The organism is Streptomyces sp. NPDC046915 (genome assembly GCF_040644935.1).
In the GTDB taxonomy this organism is placed as follows: Bacteria; Actinomycetota; Actinomycetes; order Streptomycetales; family Streptomycetaceae; genus Streptomyces.
Genome location: NZ_JBEYXB010000001.1, coordinates 121,661 through 140,151 on the forward strand (window position 1 = coordinate 121,661; position 18,491 = coordinate 140,151).

Consider the following 18,491-nt stretch of genomic DNA (forward strand, 5'->3'; position numbering starts at 1 on the left):
AACTTGCGGAATCGGGCTCATGAGTCCTCATCCAACGGCTGGGCGCGGTACTCGGTCAATGTCGTCCGCCGCCCTCTCGAGCGTCCCTTCAGCGCGCCACGAGCGAACGCCGGATGGCCGGTGTGCTGGGGCAGCGTGAACCAGTGGGGAAGACGGCATCTCGAGAGACGATGGAGAAGAACTCGACCGGCCCCACCGGTCCATCGATTCAGTGTTACGTTTCCTGCGTCCCCGAGTGCGTTTTCATGGGCCAACCATGCCCCTGTGTGGGTGCTGTGGCCGTGTGGCACTCATGTCATCGACCATGGGGGAACGGTTTATCCAATGTGCGGTCTATGCGGTTTCATCAGCACAAAAGAGATTCCCGCCGAGGCCCCTGAACTCGGGTCCATGCAGAGCGCCATCCGCCATCGTGGACCTGATTTCTTCGGCTCCCATGTGGAGGAACACGTCGCTTTCGGCTTCGCCCGGCTGGCCATCAACGACCCGGCCGGCGGCCGGCAGCCGATGTACGGCGAGGACGGCAACGTGGTCGCGATGACCACCGGGGAGATCTACAACCACCGTGATCTCAGACGGCAGTTGACGGCCCGGGGCCATGTCTTCAAGACCACCTGCGACACCGAGGTCGTCCCCCACCTCTACGAGGAGTACGGCAGCGACTTCGTCCGCAGGCTGGACGGGCAGTTCGCCCTCGTCCTCTACGACCGCCGTGAGCGCCTCTTCCTCGGCGCCCGGGACCACTTCGGGGTCACGCCGCTGTTCTACACCAGCACCGGCGACACCCTGGTGTTCGCCTCCGAGATCAAGGCGATCCTCCAGCACCCGGCGGTGGAACGGGAGGTGGACCCCGTAGGCCTCGACCAGGTCCTGACCCTGCCCGGCCTGGTCAGCCCGCGCACCATGTTCCGGGGCGTCCGCAGCGTCCCACCGGGCACCACCGTGCTGTGCCGGGTCGGCGAGCAGCCACGGGAACAGCGCTACTGGGACCTCGTCTACCCCCGCGCCGACGAGCCCGCGGACCGGCACAGCGACCGCTACTACGCCGAACGCCTGGAGGAACTCCTCGTCAGGTCCGTCGAGAAGCGCCTCCTGTCCGACGTGGGCGTGGGCCTGTACCTGAGCGGCGGACTCGACTCGTCGCTGGTCGGTGCCATCATGCGGCGGCTGATGCCGGACGCCGACATCCCGTCGTTCTCCGCGGCCTTCCCCGAGCGGGAGCTGTCCGAGGCCGACCACCAGCGCACGATGAGTCGTGCCCTGCGCACCGAGCACCACGAACGGTTCATCCACGGCGACGAGATCAGCGAGCGGCTTGCCCAGGTGATCCGGCACACCGAGTGCCCCCTGAAGGAGTCCTTCGACGCCGCCGCCATGGCCCTGTCGGAGACCGTCCACGACAACGGCGTCAAGGTGGTGCTGACCGGCCAGGGAGCCGACGAGTTCTTCGGCGGTTACATCGGCTACCGCTTCGACCAGGTCCGCGGCGGCCGGGTGACCGGCTTCGGACAGGACGAGCTGCGCGAGGCCGAGCTGCGGGCCCGGGTGTGGGGGGACGAGAACTTCTTCTACGAGGGGGACGACGTCGCCTTCCGCGCCACCAAGCGCGGCCTGTACGCGCACGGTCTGCTGGAGGACTTCCCGGACATCGACTGCCTGGACCACCCGCTGCTCGACCGGGAACGCCTGGTGGGACTGCACCCGCTGCACCGCCGCTCCTACATCGACCTCAAGGTGCGGCTCGCCGACCACCTCCTGGGCGACCATGGCGACCGGATGGCCTTCGCCAACTCCGTGGAGAGCCGGCACCCGTTCCTCGACCGCGAGCTCGTGGAGTTCGTGGCCACCGTGCCGCCCGACCTGAAAGTGCGGGGCCTGGAGGAGAAGTACCTGCTCAAGGAGGTCGCGCGCGACTGGATCCCGGCATCGATCGTGGACCGCGAGAAGTTCGGCTTCACCGCCCCGGGAAGCCCGTACCTCCTGCGCCAGCAGGACGAACTCGTCGAGTCGCTCCTCGATCCCGACCGGATCAAGTCGGACGGCTACTTCGACCCGGCCGCCGTCGCACGGCTCATCGAGGAGTACTCCCGGCCCGGATTCCGGATCAACGTCCCCTTCGAGAAAGACCTGTTGATGACTGTGATCACGTTCAACCTGCTGCTCGACGAGTACGACCTGCCGCGGCGGGGCCGGTGATGGGGGCCCGGAAGGACGGTCCGGTCGTCGTCGGGGTCTCCGCGCACTTCCACGACTCCGCCGTCGCCGTGCTCGTCGGCGGCGAACTGGTCAACGCGGCGCACGAGGAGCGCTTCACCCGTATCAAGCAGGACCCCGGCATACCGCACCGGGCGCTGCGGCACTGCCTGGACGAGGCCGGGCTCTCCCTCTCGGACGTCGACTGCGTGGCGTACTACGAGGACCCGGTCAAGAAGCTCGACCGGCAGCTGTGGATGGGGCTGCCCAAGGTGCCCGACACCCGGCCGGAGGCGTTCTTCCGGTTCGACGCCGACCGGCCCCGCCGGGACATCCGGGAGGTCCTCGGTTTCGAGGGCCGCCTGGAGATAGTCGAGCACCACCTCTCCCACGCGGCCAGCGCCTACTACTACTCCGGCTTCCCTGACGCGGCCGTCCTGACCGTCGACGCGGTCGGCGAGTGGGCCACCACCACCTGGGGCCGCGGCGACGGCGACCGGCTCGACCTGGTCGACGAGGTCCGCTTCCCGCACTCCCTCGGCCTGCTGTACTCCACGATCACCGGGCACCTCGGCTTCGAGGTCAACGAGGGCGAGTACAAGGTGATGGGCCTCGCTCCCTACGGGGAGCCGCGGTTCGCCGACCGGGTACGGCAGCTGATCACGGTCACCGACGACGGCACCTTCGCCCTCGACCTGTCCTACTTCGACTTCCGCAACCCCGACGGCATGGGCACCGAGCGGCTCACCGACCTGCTCCAGGTGCCGCCCAGGGAGCCGGAGTCGGAGATCGAGCAGATCCACTGCGACCTCGCCCGCAGTCTCCAGCTGGTCACCGAGGAGACCCTGCTCGCCCTCGCCGCCCGCGCCCGGCGCCTGGTGCCCAGCGACCGGCTGTGCATGGCCGGCGGCGTCGCGCTCAACGTGGTGGCGACGCGCCGGGTCGTCGAAGAGGGGCCGTTCAAGGAGGTCTTCGTGCAGCCGGCCGCGGGTGACGCCGGTGGCAGTCTCGGCGCGGCGGCGGTGGCCCACCAGCGGATCACCGGCAGCCGGATCTCCCCGGCCCGGATGCGCTCCGCTCTGCTCAGCCCGCCGGTTCCCGCCGCCGAGGTGGCCCGGACACTGGAGGCGGCGGGCCCGCGCGGCTTCCTGGACTTCCGCGGCCGCGAGCCCGAACTGCTCGACGCCGTCGCCGAGCGGCTCGCCGCGGGGAAGGTCATCGGGTGGTACCACGGCCGGATGGAGTTCGGGCCGCGGGCGCTCGGCGGACGCTCCATCCTCGCCGACCCGCGCGGCTCCGACATGCGGGACCGCATCAACGCCTCCGTCAAGATGCGGGAGGCCTTCCGGCCGTTCGCGCCCGCCGTGCTCGCCGAGAAGGCGGCCGAGCACTTCCGGCTCGACCACGCCTCGCCGTTCATGCTGGAGACCTGCGAGGTGATCTCGCCCCTGGACCTGCCGGCCATCACCCACGTGGACCGCTCCGCCCGGGTACAGACCGTCACCGCGGCCGACAACGGCCGCTTCTACCGTCTCATCAAGGCGTTCGAGGCACGGACGGACTGCCCCATCGTCCTGAACACCTCGTTCAACCTGCGCGGCGAGCCGATCGTCTGCACCCCGCAGGACGCGCTGCTGTGCTTCCTGCGCTCGGCCATCGACTGCCTGGTGCTCGAGGACTTCGTGATCGACCGGGAGAACCTGCCGGCCGCCTGGCGCACCTGGTTCGAAGGAACCCGCCCGCCGCGCGCGTCGGCGGTCAGCGACTCCGTCTACACCCTCCTCTAGGCGAAGGCAGTCCCATGAGCACTCATGACCTGAACCGCGTCTACACCCGGCGCCTGAGCGAGCTGCTGTCGGGCGAGAACGGCACCGTGGCCCTGGCGCTGCTGCAGAAACTCGGCGCGGCCGGCCCCGCCGCCCGGCCCGCACCCACGCCCGCGCCCCCCACGGACCCGGACACCGTCGGCGTGTGGCACCGCGAGGGGCAGGAGTACGTCCGCGATGCCGCCCGGCGCGACGAGTGGCGGTACTGGGCGGACCTGGACCGGCTGCCGCTCACGCCCGGCCACCGCCGGACCGTGGTCCTCGGCGAGTCCGCCGCGCGCGGCTACTTCTACGACCCGGCCTTCAGCTTCGCCAGTGTCCTGGACGGGATGCTCGGCTCGGTCACCGCCCTCGCCGACGTCGATGTCCTGGACCTGGCCCGCACCAACGCGAACTTCGGCGACCTGGAACGGATTCTCCTGGAATCGGCCGGCCTGCGGCCCGACGCCCTGCTCGTGTACGCGGGCAACAACTGGAACAACATCGACCTGACCCCGGATCAGACGCAGCGGCTCGCCGAGGCCCTGCGCGAGGGCGGCTATCCGGCCGCCGGACGGCTCTTCCAGGACTTCGTCGTCGAGCGTTCGGGCCGTTTCCTCGACCTGCTCGCGGTCACCGCCGCCGGGTGTGGCGCACCGGTGACCCTGGTCGTCCCCGAGTTCAACCTCGCCGACTGGGAGGACGAGCGCTCCCTGGTGTGTCCCGTCCTGCCCGGTGACGCCGGGGCGCGCTGGCTGCGGCTGCGGGCCCGTACGCTCGACGCGCTGGAGGCCGGACACCACGAGGAGGCTCTGGGCCTGGCCCGTGAGCTGGCCCGGCTCGACGGCGGCACCAGCCCGGTCAGCGGCCGCCTGCTCGCCCGCGCCGCCGCCGCGTGCGGGGACGAGGCGACCCGCGAACAGGCCCTCGTGGCCGCCAAGGACGCCGCCGTCGGCCTGTTCACCGTCCACTCCCCCCGCGTCCTCGCCGTCGTACAGGACGAGATGCGCCGCAAGGCGCGGGAGCACGGCTTCCATCTCGTCGACCTGCCCCGGCTCTTCCGCGAGGCGGCCGACGGTGCCCTGCCCGGCCGGCGCTTCCACCTCGACTACTGCCACCTCTCCTTCGAGGGGCTCGCCCTGGCCGCCGCCGCTGCCGCCTCGGCCACCGCCACCGCGCTGGGCGGCACGGCACCCGCCCCGGCCGGCCTGGTCCGCGCGGCGAGCGAGCCCGCCCCCGCCCAGTCCGCTGCCGCCCACCTCCTGGCCGCCGTGCACAACGCCCACTACGGCCAGCCCGCCGAACTGCTGCGCCACCACCTGGACCGGGCGCTGGAGCTCGACCCGGGCATCGCACCCCGCTTCGAGGACTACCTCGACTACCAGACCCGCACCGCGCCGCACTGGATGTGCGCCAGTTACGAACGGTCCGCCGTCCTGCCGCAGTTCGCCCGCTACCTCGTGGCCGGCGACACCCGTCTGACGGGCAAGCTCGCCGACCACACGCTGCGCGAGGCCATGGTGGAGGCCCTGGCCGCGGCGGGTGTGGACGTGCGGGACCGGTACGAGAAGCTGCTGATCGCCGAACAGGCCGGCGACACGGTCGACCTCCTGGCCGACCACGCGCAGGCCACCACCTTCGGCGAACGCATGGGAGCGGCCATCGGCAACGGGGCCGCGTACCTCCTGGCCCGCGATCTGACCAGCGAGTTCCACCTCGTCGTCGACGATCCCGCGGACACCGTGCTCACCCTCGACTGGCGGCTGCCGCGACCCCGTACGGGCGAGGCCACCGTCACCCTCACCGTGAACGGCAAGCCCTGCGCCGAGCAGCGGCTCGGCACCACCTGGACGAAGAGCTCGCTCACCGTGCCCGCCGCACTGCTGCGCCGCGGCCGGAACGTGCTGGGCATCGCCTGGCCCCTGCCCGAAGCGGCCGGGGACGAGCAGATCGCCGCCGGGGCGGCGGCCCTGGAGCGCGGTGCGCTGCCGCAGAGCCTGCCGGCCCACGGGCACCTGTTCGCGTTCACCGCCCACACGTCCCTCGCACGGGGGGCCTCCTGACATGGCAACGGCCCAGCGGTCGCAGGGCTCGGGAACTGGAGTCACCATGCGTTTCGGCATCATGTTCTTCGCCTCCGCCACCGGCGACGCCCGCGAGACCTACCGCACGATGCTGGACGCCGCCCGGCTCGCCGACGACGGCGGACTGGACGCCGTGTGGACGCCGGAACGGCACTTCGACACGTTCGGCGGTGTCTTCCCCAATCCGGCGCTCACCAGCGCCGCGCTCGCCATGGCGACGAACAGGGTGCAACTGCGGGCGGGAAGCCTCATCTCGCCCCTGCACAACACCGTCCGGGTGGCCGAGGACTGGTCCGTGGTCGACAACCTGTCGGGCGGGCGCGCCGCCATCTCCTTCGGTGCGGGCTGGAACACCAACGACTTCGTCCTCAGTCCCGCGTCCTACGACAACCGGCGCGACGTCATGCTGGAACAGCTTCAGACCGTACGGACCTTGTGGGCCGGGTCCACGGTCGAACTGCCCAACGGCGCGCAGCGGCCCACCACGGTGCGACTGCACCCCGTGCCCGTACAGCGGGAACTGCCCATGTGGCTGACCTCGTCGGGCAACGTCCAGACCTTCCGGGACGCGGGCGCGCTCGGCGTCAACGTCCTCACCCACCTCATCGGCCAGGACCTGGACCAGCTCCGGGAAAAGATCGACGTGTACCGCAAGGCCCGTGCCGAGCACGGTCACCGTGCCGAGGACGGCATCGTCTCGCTGATGCTCCACACCCACCTCGACGCCGACGCCGAGACGGCGATCGCCCGCTCCCGCACCCCCTTCCGCGAGTACCTGCGCTCCGCCGTCGGCCTGGAACGGCAGGCCGCGGGCGGCGGCGGCACCATCAGCGGCGGCCTCTCGCTGCCCGACGAGGACATCCCGGACGACCTGATCGAGGAACTCCTCGACGTCACCTACGAGCGCTACCTGAGCCAGGGCTCCCTGATCGGCTCCCCCGACAGCTGCGCGGCCATGGTCGAGCGACTCGCCGCCACCGGCGTCGACGAGGTCGCCTCTCTCATCGACTTCGGCCTGCCGGCCGACAGCATCCTGGCCGGAATCGCCCCGCTGTGCGCCCTCGCCGGCCGGCACCGCTGACCCGTCCCCGCTCCCGCCCCCCACCGCGAAGGAGAGCACACCGTGCCGAACCCACCGCCCGCCGGACGCGTGGCCTCCCGGCTGCGCACGCTGGCGGACACCCTCATGCTGGGCAGGCGCGAGACCCGGCTGCTGCTGCTGACCGCCGGCGTCGACTCCTTCGGGACGGGTCTGTACAGCGCCACGTCCATCCTGTTCTTCACCCTGGTACGGCACTTCTCCGTCACCTCCGTCGGCGCCGGTATCTCGGCGGGCAGCGTCTGTGCCCTGCTCATCAGCCCCCAGATCGGGCGCCTGGCCGACCGGCTGGGCGCCCATCGGGCACTGATGCTGCTCTTCCTGGTCCGCGCCGCCGGCTACAGCCTGTATCTGCTGGCCAAGCCGTACTGGGCGTTCGTCCTGCTCACGTGTCTGGTCTCCACGGCCGACCGGGCCAGCCCCGCCATCAACCAGAGCCTGATGGGCGCCCTGTTCGGCGAACGCGACCGGGCCACCATCCTCGGCACGGTGTTCTCCGTACGCAACGGCGCCATCGTGCTGGGCTCGATGGCCGCGACCCTGCCTGTCATGCTCGACTCGCCGTCCCTGTACCAGGCGTGCGTCCTGGCCAACGCGGCCTCCTTCATCGCCGCCGCGGCCCTGCTCGTGCGGATGCGGTCGAGCGCCGAACAAGCCACCGGAACCGGCCGGAACACCGCCGACCGCCCCGGTGGAACCGATGTCCGCTCCCCCCTGCGGAGCCCCGCCTACCTGCTGATCACGGCCGTCAACGCGGCCCTGCTGACCCACAACACCATCCTGACGCTGGTGCTGCCCCTGTGGATCACCTCGCACACCGAGGCGCCCCGCTGGGCGCTGACCGCCCTCCTCGCGCTCAACGGAGCCCTCGCCATGCTGGCCCAGGTCCCGGTGAACCGCCGCTTCGCCAGCTACCGGGCGGCCTCGGGCGCGTCGGCGCTCGGCGGTGTGGCGATCGGCGTGGCCTGCCTGGTGTACTCGGCCTCCGGAACCGTCACGAGCGCCCTCGGGGCCACCGCGCTGCTGCTCCTGGCGATCGTGGTCCACTCGGCGGGAGAGTGCCTGCACATCGCCAGCACCCCGCTGTCCTTCTCCCTCTCCCCGCCACAGGCACGCGGCCGCTACCTGACCTTCTACAACCTCGGCCGGGTGGGCCAGGACCTGGTCGGCCCGGTGCTGCTCGGCACCGCCCTGCTCCACCACACCTGGGCGTGGTGGGCCGTCGCCGCCGTGGTCGCCGTGGCCGGTGCCCTGCCCCGCCTGCTGCTGCGCGGGCCGGAACCGGTGTGGGAAACCCCCGTCCGGGCCGTGGCGGACAGCGGTTCGCCCAGCCGTCTCACCTCTCAGGGACACGACCATGCAGATCAATGACGTGTACCAAGCCGCAGAGCGGATCCGCGGACGCGTGATCCGCACCCCCGTACTCACCCTGCCCGAACTCGACACGGAACTCGGCGCGCAGATCTTCCTGAAGGCCGAACTCCACCAGATCACCGGTGCGTTCAAGATCCGCGGTGCCCTGAACAAGATCCTGACCCTGCCGCCCGACGCGATACGCAAGGGCGTCGTCGCGGCGTCCTCCGGAAACCACGGCCGGGCCGTCGCGACGCTCGCCCGCACCCTCGCCGTACCCGCCGTCCTCGTCCTGCCCGCCGACGCGCCGGCCGTGAAGATCGAGGCGATACGGCGGGAAGGCGCCCGGGTCGTCCTCTACGACCCGGTGCGCGACGACCGCGACGCCCTCACCGCCGCCATCGCCGCCGAGGAGGGCATGCAGATCCTGCCGTCCTCCGACGACCCGGCGGTGGCCGCCGGTCACGGCACGCTCGTCCTGGAACTGCTCGCGGCGACCGGCCCCCTGGACCGGCTCGTCGTCCCCGTCGGCGGCGGCGGACTCGCGGCGGGCTGCGCCATCGTGGCCAAGACGCTGTACCCGGCCATCGAGGTCATCGGCGTCGAGCCACGCGACGGCGACGACACCGCGCGGTCGCTGCGTGCCGGGCACCGGGTGTCGGTGCCCACCCCGGACACGCTGGCCGACGGACTGCGCCACCGGACGCCGGGCCGGTTCACCTTCGAGGTCAACCGCCGCCTGCTGGACGCGGTCGTCACCGTGGACGACGACGAGATCGCCGCGGGCATGGGCGAGCTGTGGCGGCACGGCCGCCTCGTCGTGGAGCCCAGCGGGGCCTGCGCCCTGGCCGCGGTCCGCGCCCGCCGCCCGGACCCCGCCGGTCTGCGCGTCGGCGTCGTCCTCTCGGGAGGGAACGTGGACGAGGAACACTTCCACCGGATCATCGCCCCGCACGTGGACCGCTCCTATGCCCCGGCGCGCTGACCTCACGTCCGTCCTCGTCCTCGCGGGCAGCGAGGCGGACCTCGCGGCCGGGGCGGTGGAGGCCTGTCGGACCCTTGCGCGGCAGGGGCTGCGCACCGTCCTGCTGGGCTCCGATCCGGCGGCGCTCGCCGCCGCCGTCGAAGCCGCCCACACCACGTACGCCGAACCTCTCACGCCCTGGTTCGTGGAGCAGGTCATCGCCCGCGAACGACCGGACGCGGTCCTCGCCGACCTGGGTGGAGCCGCCGCCCGCGACACGGTGGAGGCCCTGTGCTCGGCGGGGGTGCGCGAGAAGTACGACGTCGAGTTCATCGGCGCCGACCACGTCACCGCGTGCGGCGCCGAGGGGCTGCGCGCCCTGCGCGCGGCGGCGCGCGCGTGCGGCGCCGAGACCGAGGCGGGCCAGGACGGCGCCCCGCGGGGGTGGCGGGAGTACGACCTCCAGGTGCTGCGCGACGGGCACGGCGGCACCCGCGTCCTGTGCGCCGCCGAACGCGCCGGCGCGGCAGGCGAGGACGCCCTGTTCACGGTCACCCCGCCGCAGACCCTCGATGCCCGGCAGATCCGCCGTCTGACGGACCTCGCCCGCGCCGCGGCGCGGGCCCTGCCTGCCGGTGCCGGCGCGCTGGCCCTGCGGATCGCGCTCAGCCCCGACGGCCGGCGCTCGGCCCTGACCGAGCCTCGGCCCGGCGCACCATGGACCGTGCAACGAGCGGCCACGGCCGACGGACAGCCGATCGGCGGCCTGGTCGCACGCCTCGCCGTCGGCGAGACCGTGGCCGAACTCGGCCTGCCACCCGCCCGGCGTCCGGACCTGGTCACCGTGACCGTGCCGCGCCTCGACCGGGGCACCGGCGCCGTCACCGCCAGGGGAGCCACCTTCCGCGAAGCCTTCGGCAAGGCGCTGGAACTGACGGTTCCGGCCGACGGCGAACCGCCGTGGTCCCGGCCGGCCGACGACCCGGCCGCCTTGCCGGCCGCGCTGCGCGTCCCGTCCCCGGACCGGATCGCCGCAGTCGTACGGGCCCTGTGCTCCGGAACCGAACCGGCCGACATCACCCGGGCCACCGGCATCCACCCCTGGTTCCTGAACGAGCTCTCCGCCCCGCACCGCACCGCCACGGCCCTCGTCGACGCCCGCCCGCTCACCCGGACCTGGGTGTCCACCGGCGGACGCCCCCGCACCACCGGCGATGGCCGCGATGCGGTGCTGGTGCTGGGCCCGGGGACCTGGACCGGCGGGGCCGCGGACCACTCCTGCCACGAGGCCGCCCTCGCCCTGCGCGCGGCCGGCTGGGCACCCGTGCTCATCGACTCCGTCCCCCGGACGCTGTCGGCCGCCCAGGACGCCTTCGACCGCAGCCATCTGGTGCCGCCCACCGCCGAAGCCGTACTGGAGGCCGTGGAGGCCGAACGCCGGGCGGGTACCGTCGCCGGGGTGCTCGGCCAGTTCGGCGGCCCGGCCGTGGCGGCCCTGGCCCGCGAACTTCACGACGGCGGCGCCCCGTTGACCGACCTGTCCGCCTCTCTCGCCCACCTGGTCACCGACCCGGACGCACTCGGCCGGGCCCTCGCCGCTGCCGGGCTGCGCACCACGGCCCGGCGCGCCGCCGCATCCCTGCCCGAGGCCCTGGCCGCCGCCGGTGAACTCGGCTACCCCGTCACCGTGACCCGCCCGCACGGGCCCGGCCATGCGACGCGGTGCACCGTCTCCGACCCGACCGACCTCACGAGCCTGCTGCGCGAGTCCTCCCCCGGCCGGCCGGTCCTGGTCGAGCGGGCCCTGCAAGCCACTGTCGAAGTGGGCGTGGACGCTCTGTACGACGGTCAGGAGCTCGTCCTGGCCGGCGTGTACGAGTACCTCGACGGCGACCACGGCGATGTCCCCGCCTGCGCGCTGCCCCCGGTCTCCCTGGGTTCCGGCGGCATCGCCCGGCTGACCGTGGCGACGGCGCGGGCCGCCCGGGCGCTGGGTGTACGCGGCGCGCTGAGTGTCCGCTTCGCGTCGGCCGGAGACGTGCTGTACATCAGGGAGGTCGTCCCCGGCACCGCCCACACCGCGTCCTTCACCACGGTGGCCACCCGCGTGCCCCTGGCGCGGGCCGGCGCCCGCATCGCGATGGGCGCCGACATCGCGGCACTTCGGGCCGAGGGACTGCTGCCCACGGAAGGGCATCGGGCGTCCACGGACGCCCACGCGCGGGTGTTCGTGCGGGCCCCCGGCGACGGCGACCGACAGGGCGCCGCTCTGACGGCGGCGGGGCCCGAGTTCGGGGCCGCCTACGCGAAGTACCTCATCAGTCTGTACGGTTCACTGCCCACCAAGGGCCGGGCCTACCTCTCGGTCTCCGGCCACGACCTGCGGTCCCTGATCCTGCCCGCCCGCAGGCTCACCTCCTACGGCTTCGAACTGTTCGCCGACGGCGACACGTTCGGCGCGCTGCGCCGCGCGGGCGTGCCCGTCACCGCCCTGCCCGGGTCCGCACACCCCGAGTCCCCCGCCGTACGGCTGCTGCGCGCGGGCCAGCTCGATCTGGTGCTCAGCGCTCCCGGCCCGGCGGGCGACCGCGACGAGGCCACCGCCGTACGCGCTGCCGCCGCCCCTCAGGGTGTTCCCTGCTTCACCAGCATCCGTGCCCTGAGCGCGGGCGTCCAGGCGATCGGCGCCGTCCTGGACGACCGGGTCCAGGTGGCCCCGCTGCGCGAACGGGACCACCACCGGTCCGTGCGGCGCTCCGGACGGCCCAGCCACGACCACGAGGAGAAGCGATGACGTTCCCCCAGCACCGGCCGAGGATCGTCGGCCTCGGTGGCTCGGCGCGGCCCGGATCCACCGGCGAACAGGCTCTGCGCTGTGTGCTGGACGAGGCACGGCGGCTGGGTGCCGACACCTGCCTGATCGCCGGGGCGGACCTGGCCGTGCCGCTCTTCGACCCGACCGCGGACATCCGGCCGCCGCAGGTCTTCCATCTGCTGTCCGAAGTCGTCGACGCCGACGGCGTCGTCCTCGCCAGCCCCGCCTACCACGGTTCGGTCTCCGGTCTGGTGAAGAACGCCCTGGACTACCTCGAGGAACTCCGCGACGAACCCCGGCCCTATCTCACCGGCCGGGCGGTCGGCTGCATCAGCGTCGGGCAGGGCTGGCAGGGGGCGATGGCGACCCTGGGCGCCCTGCGTGACATCGTCCACGCGCTGCGCGGCTGGCCCACGCCTCTCGGAGTCGCGATCAACTCGGCGACCGGCCCGTTCGCGGGCGGCAATCTCGTCGACCCCGCGCTCCGGGCCCGCCTGCACCTCATGGCGGCCGAGATCGTCGGTTTCGCCCGGCAGGGACATGCGTGGCAGGACAGCGCCACCGAGCCGGTCGCCGCCGGGGACCTGGGAGGTGGCCGCGGATGACGCCCGACCCGTACGGGGTCCGGGCGGTGCCGCCGCACGGCGTCGTTCCCCGGATCCGGCCGCTGCCCGAGGCCTCCGCGGCGGCGCTGGACTGTCTCCAGACCGGGCTCGCCCTCCTCGCCGACCACCACCACGGTCCCGGTACCCACCTTCGGCTCGGTACCCGTCCCGGGTTCCGGGTCCGGTCGACGACTCCGCTGCCCACCGTCGAGGCGACCCCGGCGGACCGGCTCGCCGAAGCACACCGCCACCTCGGCCTGCGGGTACGGCACCGGCACGTCGTGCGCACCGGCGATCCCCTGCCGCCCGGCCCCGGTCCGTACTACGCCGTCGCGGACGCCTACCATCTGCCCTGGGTGCCGTACCACCGCCAACGCCACATGGAGCACTCGTTCCTGATCGAGTGCGGTCCCACGTCGGCCACCGTCCTCGACGCCTACCACAACGACACCCCGTGGGGCAGCGCGCGCCCCGGCACCTGGACCGTCCCGCTGCCCCGCCTCACCGGACTGCTGACCGAGGCGGGCACCGAACTGTTCGTCCTGGAGCCGGTCCCCCTGGCCCCGGACGAGGCCGCCGCCGCTGGACCGCCCGACCCCGCGGCCGTTCACCACTACGCAGGCGCCTACCGGGACCACCCCGACCGCGCCGCCGCCTACGAGCGACTCAACCTGGAGGTCTGGCTCCAGGTCCGCGCCTGGCGGCTGCACGCCCTGCACGCCGGCGGCCCCGGCGCGGGCGAACACGCCGAGCGGTGGCAGCGGTTGTCCGAACGCGTCTACCTCGCCTCACGCCGAGTGGAGCGCGGCAAGGGTGAACCGCCGGGCCTGTTCGACGAGTTCGTGGACCTGCTGCTGTCGGCACCGCCCGGCGCCGCCGCCCGCACCCCGCACGCGGCCGGGGACGTGCCCGCTGAGCAGGCCGAACGCGCCGGCCAGGCCGTACGGGAGGCCCTCACCGCCGTGCTGCGCCTGCCGCCCGGTGACCTGGCCGACGGACGGCCGCTGAGCTCCGTACCGGCGTTCAACTCCTTCCGGATGGTGGACATCCTGGAGCACATCGAGAACGCCCTCGGTATCGAGGTGCCCGCCGACGAACTGACCGCCGACAACCTCCGGGACGCGGGCAGCCTCCGGGCCCTCGTCCTGCGCCACCTCAGCGCGCCGGTGGGGGCAGCGGCGGGAGGCCGGTGGTGAACGGGTTCACGCACCGGAGCGTCGCCCCGGGTGTGCACTACGCGGCCGCGCCCTGCACCCGGGTCCTGGGCAGCCTGCCGGCGCACCCCGCCGACCGGGCAGCCGCCCGCACCATGGACGACACCCGGGCGACCGAGTTCCTGGCGGCGCGCGGCCTGCTGCGGGCCATGCTCGCCATGCTGATACCCGGGCTGCGAAGCCCCGTCATCGCGGCCCACGACACCGGCCAGCCCCATCTTCCGCAGTGGCCCGCCACCGGAATCAGCCTCTCCCACTCGGGTGGCTGGGCCGCGGCCGCCGTCGGTCTCGGCCGGCGGGTGGGTGTCGACATCGAGGTTCCGAGCGCCCTGTCGCCGCGGATGGTGCGCCGCTGCTGCACGCCTCGAGACGCCGCCCGGCTGTCCGCGCTGCCCGGCCGGGACCGGGAGACGGCGTTCGCCTGGCTGTGGACCGCGCAGGAGGCGTGCGTCAAGGCCCTCGGCACCGGTCTGGCCGGAGCTCCGTGGACCGTTCCGGTGGGGATCGGGCAGCGCAGCGGCGAGTGGAACGGGGTGCGCTGGCGCGCCCAGCACGACGCCTCCACGATCCCCCTCACGTGTGCCTTCACAGCGCCGTACGGCCCGAGGACGAGACCATGAAACCTCCGACGCTCTACGCCTGGTTCGACGCGAGCAGCCGCCGCCACGGCAGCCTCGCCGCCGTCGACTGCGGCGACCGCACCGTCGGCTACGAGGAACTGCGCTTCCTGGCCGAACGCGCCGCGGAGCGCATGCTGCGGACCACCGGCACCCCGCCCGCCACCGTCGCCCTGCACGCCGCACCCGGCCTCGACGCCTACGTCGCCTACCTGGGCGCCCTGCGACTGGGAGCCTGCGTCGTCCCGCTCAACCCCGCCCACCCCGCCCGGCGCACCGCACGCATCCTCGCCGCCGCGGCCCCGGACCTCGTCGTCACCGGCACGGAAGGCCCCTCCTGCGCCGCACCGACGCTGCGCCTGACGGCCGGCCCGGCGAGCGAGTCCGTCGCCCCGGACCTCCCCCCGATCCCCGACGAGCCCGACGCACCCGCCTACCTGTTGTTCACCTCCGGCTCCACCGGTGAGCCGAAGGGCGTCCCCATCCGCAACACCCACGTCTGCGCGCACCTCGCCCACACCGTGCACGCCCGGGACCTGGGCCCCGGATCACGGGTGTCCAACACCTTCGACCTCACCTTCGACCTCTCCGTCTACGACCTCTTCGTCACCTGGGCCGCCGGAGCGACACTCGTCCTGCCCCCGCCCCGCGCCGCCCTCCTGAACCCGGTGCGCTACGTCGAAGAGGGCGGCCTCACCCACTGGTTCTCCGTTCCCTCGCTGATCACCCTGGCCCGGCGCACCCGCGCCCTGCGCCCCGGATCCATGCCCACCCTGCGGCACAGTCTCTTCGCGGGCGAGCAGCTCACCCGCCCGCAGGCCGAGGCCTGGGCGGAGGCCGCCCCGCACAGCACCATCACCAACCTCTACGGCCCCACGGAAGTGACCATCACCTGTGCCGCGTACCGGCTTCCCGCCGACCGGGAGGCCTGGCCGCACACCCGCAACGGCACCGTTCCCATCGGAGGCGTCTACCCGGAACTGGAGCACCTGGTCGTCGACGGCGACGGCGCCGCGGCCGACGAGGGGGAACTGCTGCTGCGCGGCCCCCAGTGCTTCGCCGGCTACCTCGACCCGGCCGACAACCACGGCCGGTTCGTCGCAGTCCCCGGCCGGCCCGGCGAGGGCGCCGCGCGCGCGACCGGCCCCGAGGAGGCGCAGGGCCCGGACCTCTGGTACCGCACCGGAGACCGGGTCCGCCGGGAGGGTGACACCCTGGTCCATCTCGGGCGGCTCGACCACCAGGTCAAGGTCCGCGGGTTCCGCGTCGAACTCGGCGAGATCGAGGCCGTGCTGCGCGCCCACCCCGGGGTCACGGAAGCCGTCGTCGTGCTCGCCGCCCACAGCGGCGGCAGCCTCCTGGCCGCGTACACCGGAGACAGCGGCCTCGGTCCCGAACTCAGCGCGCTGGCGGCCGAGTCACTGCCCTCCTACATGTGCCCCGAGTCCGTCGTGGAACTCGACCGGATGCCGCTGAACGCCAACGGCAAGACCGACCGCCTCCGGCTGCTCGACCTGCTCGCATCGCCACCGGTCCCGGCACCGGTGCCTGCGGCGTCCCGCTGAGAACCCACGGAGAAAGGAACCGTCACCGATGGCCCCCGCCACGCCCGTTCTCGACGACCTCCTCGTACGCCACCTGGGCCGCGACCTCGATGCCGCCGACGACAGCCGCACGCTGGTCGACCTCGGGGTCGAATCCCGCCAGGTGGTCCGTATCGTCGCCGCGCTGCCCCTCGATCCCGACGTGGAGATCGACTTCGCCCGGATCAGTCGCCACAGCACCCTGCGGGACCTGCGGCACTGGCTCGCCGAACTTCTCGACGCGCGACCCGTCGCAGGCGGCGGGGCATGAGCATCTGGTCCGAGGACGCGTGGCGGCCACCGGCCCCGACGCTGCCCCTCACCGCATCGCAGAAAGGGCTGTGGGTCACCCATCAGCTCGGTCCCCGGCAGCTCTACAACATCGTCCTCGCCATCGAACTGGAGCCCGAGGCCGGCACTCACCGCATCAAGGACGCCCTGGCCGCCGTCCTCACCGCACAGCCCGCCCTGCGCATGACCGTCGCCGATCCCCTCACCGGCACGGGCCTCGTCGACGAGCCGCTCACGCCCGACGAACTGCCCTTCGAGGACCTCGGCCCCTGCGGCGCCGGGGAGGCCGAGGAAGCCATCGCCCGGCTCGGCGCACGGCACTTCGACCTCGACCGGGGACCGCTGCTCCATTTCGCCCACGCGCGGCCCGACGGCCGTTCCGTACTCATCATGGCGGTCCACCACATCGTCTTCGACGGGTTCTCGCTCCAGCCCTTCGTCGACGACCTCGCACACTGCCTCAGCACCCCCTTGCCCGCCTCGTACGGCGACCGGTTGCGCACCGCGCGGGAGACCCACCTCATCGGCGAACACACCGCCCAGGCCGCGGCGGAACGCTCCCCTGCGACGGCCCGTCAGGCGGCCGAACTCGCCGAGTTCCTGGCCGGCACGGCACCCGTGTCATCCGTGACGACCTCCGTGACCGCGGCGGCACCGGCGGTGGGCGAGCCGGGAGGCGGCCGCGCCGCCCGGCGTGTCCGCTGGGAACCGGACCCCGCCACCTGCGCCGCGATCCGGGCCGCCCACCGCGCGCTCGGCCTGACCGCCTACGAGTTCTTCACCGCCGTCCACGCCACCGCGCTCCACGCGCACACCGGCGACCCGGCCGTCGTCCTGGGCAGCCCCTTCCTGGCCCGGCACACCTTCGGGGCGCTCGGCCTGTGCGGCTTCTTCGTCAACACGCTGCCGCTCGCACTGCGTCCGGGCGCGGCGCGGTCCTTCGCGCGGTTCGCCGTCGAGGACGTGGCGCCCGCCGTCACCTTCGTACGCGACCGGGCCAAGACCTCTCTGCCCCAACTCCTCGCCCTGCTGCGGCCGGAGCGCTCCGCCCACCACACCCCGCTGTTCTCGTCCGTCCTGGCCATGCAGGACGCGCCGATCTGCACGCCACCGGTGCGCTCCGTACGCATCCACGGCAACGACACCGCCAAGTACGACCTGTGGATCGGCGTGACCGACCAGCCGGGCGGGGGCCTCGTCCTGGAACTGGAACACCCCCCGCAGGTGGTGCCCACCGCCGAGGCCGACGCGTTGTGGGCGACGTTCGGGGAGGTCCTGCGGACGGCCCTCGAACAACCCGCACCGAGCCGGGCGAGCAGAGGATCATGTGGGGATGGCTGATCATCTGTCACCCACGCCGCCGACGGTGGTGCGGCTCACGCGGTACACGAGGTCCGAGCAGGGCGAGATCCTCGGCAACAGCGCCGATCCCTTCGGCGTCGCCCACGTCGGCCTGACCTGGCTGCCCAAGAAGGAGCACTTCGGCATCAGGCTGGGTGACCGCCTCGTGGCGCACGCCGGCCTGCTCGGACTCCCCATGTCGATCGGCGGTGTCGGCACCGAGGTGGTGGGCGTCGGCGGAGTGGCCGTCGCGCCCGACCTGCGGGGGCAAGGTCTCGCACGGCTGGTCGTCACAGCGGCACTGGACCACGCACGTACGCTGGGGCCGCGGCATGGGCTGCTCTTCTGCCGACAACCCCTCGTCGCCCTCTATGAGCGGCTCGGTTGGCGAGCGCTGGACCAGGACGTCCATGTCGAGCAACACGAGGGACACGTGCTCATGCCGCTGCGGACCATGTGGATCCCCCTGCGCGATGGAGCGAACTGGCCGACCGGAGCGGTGCGCCTGCTGTCGTTCCCCATGTGAC

The 18,491-nt window shown here is 73.0% G+C and carries 14 protein-coding genes; all 14 read left to right on the plus strand.

Going from position 1 to position 18,491, the window contains the following annotated elements:
* The first annotated feature begins 324 nt into the window (after positions 1 to 324).
* The 14 genes from asnB to ABZ915_RS00560 are packed head-to-tail and all read left to right on the plus strand — an operon-like array spanning position 325 to position 18,490.
* Positions 325 to 2,196, plus strand: a complete 1,872-nt coding sequence (asnB, locus tag ABZ915_RS00495; protein WP_361793393.1) for an asparagine synthase (glutamine-hydrolyzing) — start codon at positions 325 to 327, stop codon at positions 2,194 to 2,196.
* Positions 2,196 to 3,980 (plus strand): carbamoyltransferase C-terminal domain-containing protein, encoded by a 1,785-nt coding sequence (locus tag ABZ915_RS00500; RefSeq protein WP_361793396.1) that lies wholly within the window; start codon positions 2,196 to 2,198, stop codon positions 3,978 to 3,980. The genes asnB and ABZ915_RS00500 overlap by 1 nt, the downstream gene beginning before the upstream one ends.
* Positions 3,981 to 3,994: 14 nt before the next feature.
* Positions 3,995 to 6,061: a hypothetical protein gene (locus tag ABZ915_RS00505; RefSeq protein ID WP_361793399.1), complete on the plus strand. Its 2,067-nt coding sequence runs from the start codon at positions 3,995 to 3,997 to the stop codon at positions 6,059 to 6,061.
* Between the two features lie 46 nt (positions 6,062 to 6,107).
* Positions 6,108 to 7,163: a MupA/Atu3671 family FMN-dependent luciferase-like monooxygenase gene (locus ABZ915_RS00510; protein WP_361793402.1), complete on the plus strand. Its 1,056-nt coding sequence runs from the start codon at positions 6,108 to 6,110 to the stop codon at positions 7,161 to 7,163.
* Between the two features lie 42 nt (positions 7,164 to 7,205).
* A complete protein-coding gene (locus tag ABZ915_RS00515) occupies positions 7,206 to 8,552 on the plus strand; it encodes an MFS transporter (RefSeq protein WP_361793405.1) in 1,347 nt (448 codons plus the stop codon).
* Entirely contained in the window at positions 8,539 to 9,519 is a 981-nt protein-coding gene (locus ABZ915_RS00520) for a threonine/serine dehydratase (RefSeq protein WP_361793408.1), read from the plus strand. The genes ABZ915_RS00515 and ABZ915_RS00520 overlap by 14 nt, the downstream gene beginning before the upstream one ends.
* Positions 9,503 to 12,292, plus strand: a complete 2,790-nt coding sequence (locus tag ABZ915_RS00525; RefSeq protein WP_361793411.1) for a hypothetical protein — start codon at positions 9,503 to 9,505, stop codon at positions 12,290 to 12,292. The genes ABZ915_RS00520 and ABZ915_RS00525 overlap by 17 nt, the downstream gene beginning before the upstream one ends.
* A complete protein-coding gene (locus tag ABZ915_RS00530) occupies positions 12,289 to 12,918 on the plus strand; it encodes an NAD(P)H-dependent oxidoreductase (RefSeq protein ID WP_361793414.1) in 630 nt (209 codons plus the stop codon). The genes ABZ915_RS00525 and ABZ915_RS00530 overlap by 4 nt, the downstream gene beginning before the upstream one ends.
* On the plus strand, positions 12,915 to 14,114 hold the full coding sequence (locus ABZ915_RS00535; protein WP_361793417.1) for an acyl carrier protein: 1,200 nt from the start codon (positions 12,915 to 12,917) through the stop codon (positions 14,112 to 14,114). Before ABZ915_RS00530 ends, ABZ915_RS00535 begins: the two co-directional genes overlap by 4 nt.
* Positions 14,111 to 14,752 carry a 4'-phosphopantetheinyl transferase superfamily protein gene (locus tag ABZ915_RS00540; RefSeq protein ID WP_361793420.1) on the plus strand — a complete coding sequence of 214 codons (642 nt, stop codon included), beginning with the start codon at positions 14,111 to 14,113 and terminating at the stop codon, positions 14,750 to 14,752. The genes ABZ915_RS00535 and ABZ915_RS00540 overlap by 4 nt, the downstream gene beginning before the upstream one ends.
* Complete coding sequence (locus ABZ915_RS00545) at positions 14,749 to 16,314, plus strand: amino acid adenylation domain-containing protein (protein ID WP_361793423.1); 1,566 nt, start codon at positions 14,749 to 14,751, stop codon at positions 16,312 to 16,314. The genes ABZ915_RS00540 and ABZ915_RS00545 overlap by 4 nt, the downstream gene beginning before the upstream one ends.
* 28 nt (positions 16,315 to 16,342) lie before the next feature.
* Positions 16,343 to 16,603: an acyl carrier protein gene (locus ABZ915_RS00550; RefSeq protein ID WP_361793426.1), complete on the plus strand. Its 261-nt coding sequence runs from the start codon at positions 16,343 to 16,345 to the stop codon at positions 16,601 to 16,603.
* Complete coding sequence (locus tag ABZ915_RS00555) at positions 16,600 to 17,964, plus strand: condensation domain-containing protein (RefSeq protein WP_361793429.1); 1,365 nt, start codon at positions 16,600 to 16,602, stop codon at positions 17,962 to 17,964. The genes ABZ915_RS00550 and ABZ915_RS00555 overlap by 4 nt, the downstream gene beginning before the upstream one ends.
* Positions 17,957 to 18,490, plus strand: a complete 534-nt coding sequence (locus ABZ915_RS00560) for a GNAT family N-acetyltransferase (RefSeq protein WP_361793432.1) — start codon at positions 17,957 to 17,959, stop codon at positions 18,488 to 18,490. Before ABZ915_RS00555 ends, ABZ915_RS00560 begins: the two co-directional genes overlap by 8 nt.
* Position 18,491 lies beyond the last annotated feature (1 nt).

Coding starts and splice junctions, on each gene's coding strand:
- asnB (WP_361793393.1), top strand. CDS start 325: ATGTGCGGTCTATGCGGTTTCATCAGCACAAAAGAGATTCCCGCCGAG.
- ABZ915_RS00500 (WP_361793396.1), top strand. CDS start 2,196: ATGGGGGCCCGGAAGGACGGTCCGGTCGTCGTCGGGGTCTCCGCGCAC.
- ABZ915_RS00505 (WP_361793399.1), top strand. CDS start 3,995: ATGAGCACTCATGACCTGAACCGCGTCTACACCCGGCGCCTGAGCGAG.
- ABZ915_RS00510 (WP_361793402.1), top strand. CDS start 6,108: ATGCGTTTCGGCATCATGTTCTTCGCCTCCGCCACCGGCGACGCCCGC.
- ABZ915_RS00520 (WP_361793408.1), top strand. CDS start 8,539: ATGCAGATCAATGACGTGTACCAAGCCGCAGAGCGGATCCGCGGACGC.
- ABZ915_RS00525 (WP_361793411.1), top strand. CDS start 9,503: ATGCCCCGGCGCGCTGACCTCACGTCCGTCCTCGTCCTCGCGGGCAGC.
- ABZ915_RS00530 (WP_361793414.1), top strand. CDS start 12,289: ATGACGTTCCCCCAGCACCGGCCGAGGATCGTCGGCCTCGGTGGCTCG.
- ABZ915_RS00535 (WP_361793417.1), top strand. CDS start 12,915: ATGACGCCCGACCCGTACGGGGTCCGGGCGGTGCCGCCGCACGGCGTC.
- ABZ915_RS00545 (WP_361793423.1), top strand. CDS start 14,749: ATGAAACCTCCGACGCTCTACGCCTGGTTCGACGCGAGCAGCCGCCGC.
- ABZ915_RS00550 (WP_361793426.1), top strand. CDS start 16,343: ATGGCCCCCGCCACGCCCGTTCTCGACGACCTCCTCGTACGCCACCTG.
- ABZ915_RS00555 (WP_361793429.1), top strand. CDS start 16,600: ATGAGCATCTGGTCCGAGGACGCGTGGCGGCCACCGGCCCCGACGCTG.
- ABZ915_RS00560 (WP_361793432.1), top strand. CDS start 17,957: ATGGCTGATCATCTGTCACCCACGCCGCCGACGGTGGTGCGGCTCACG.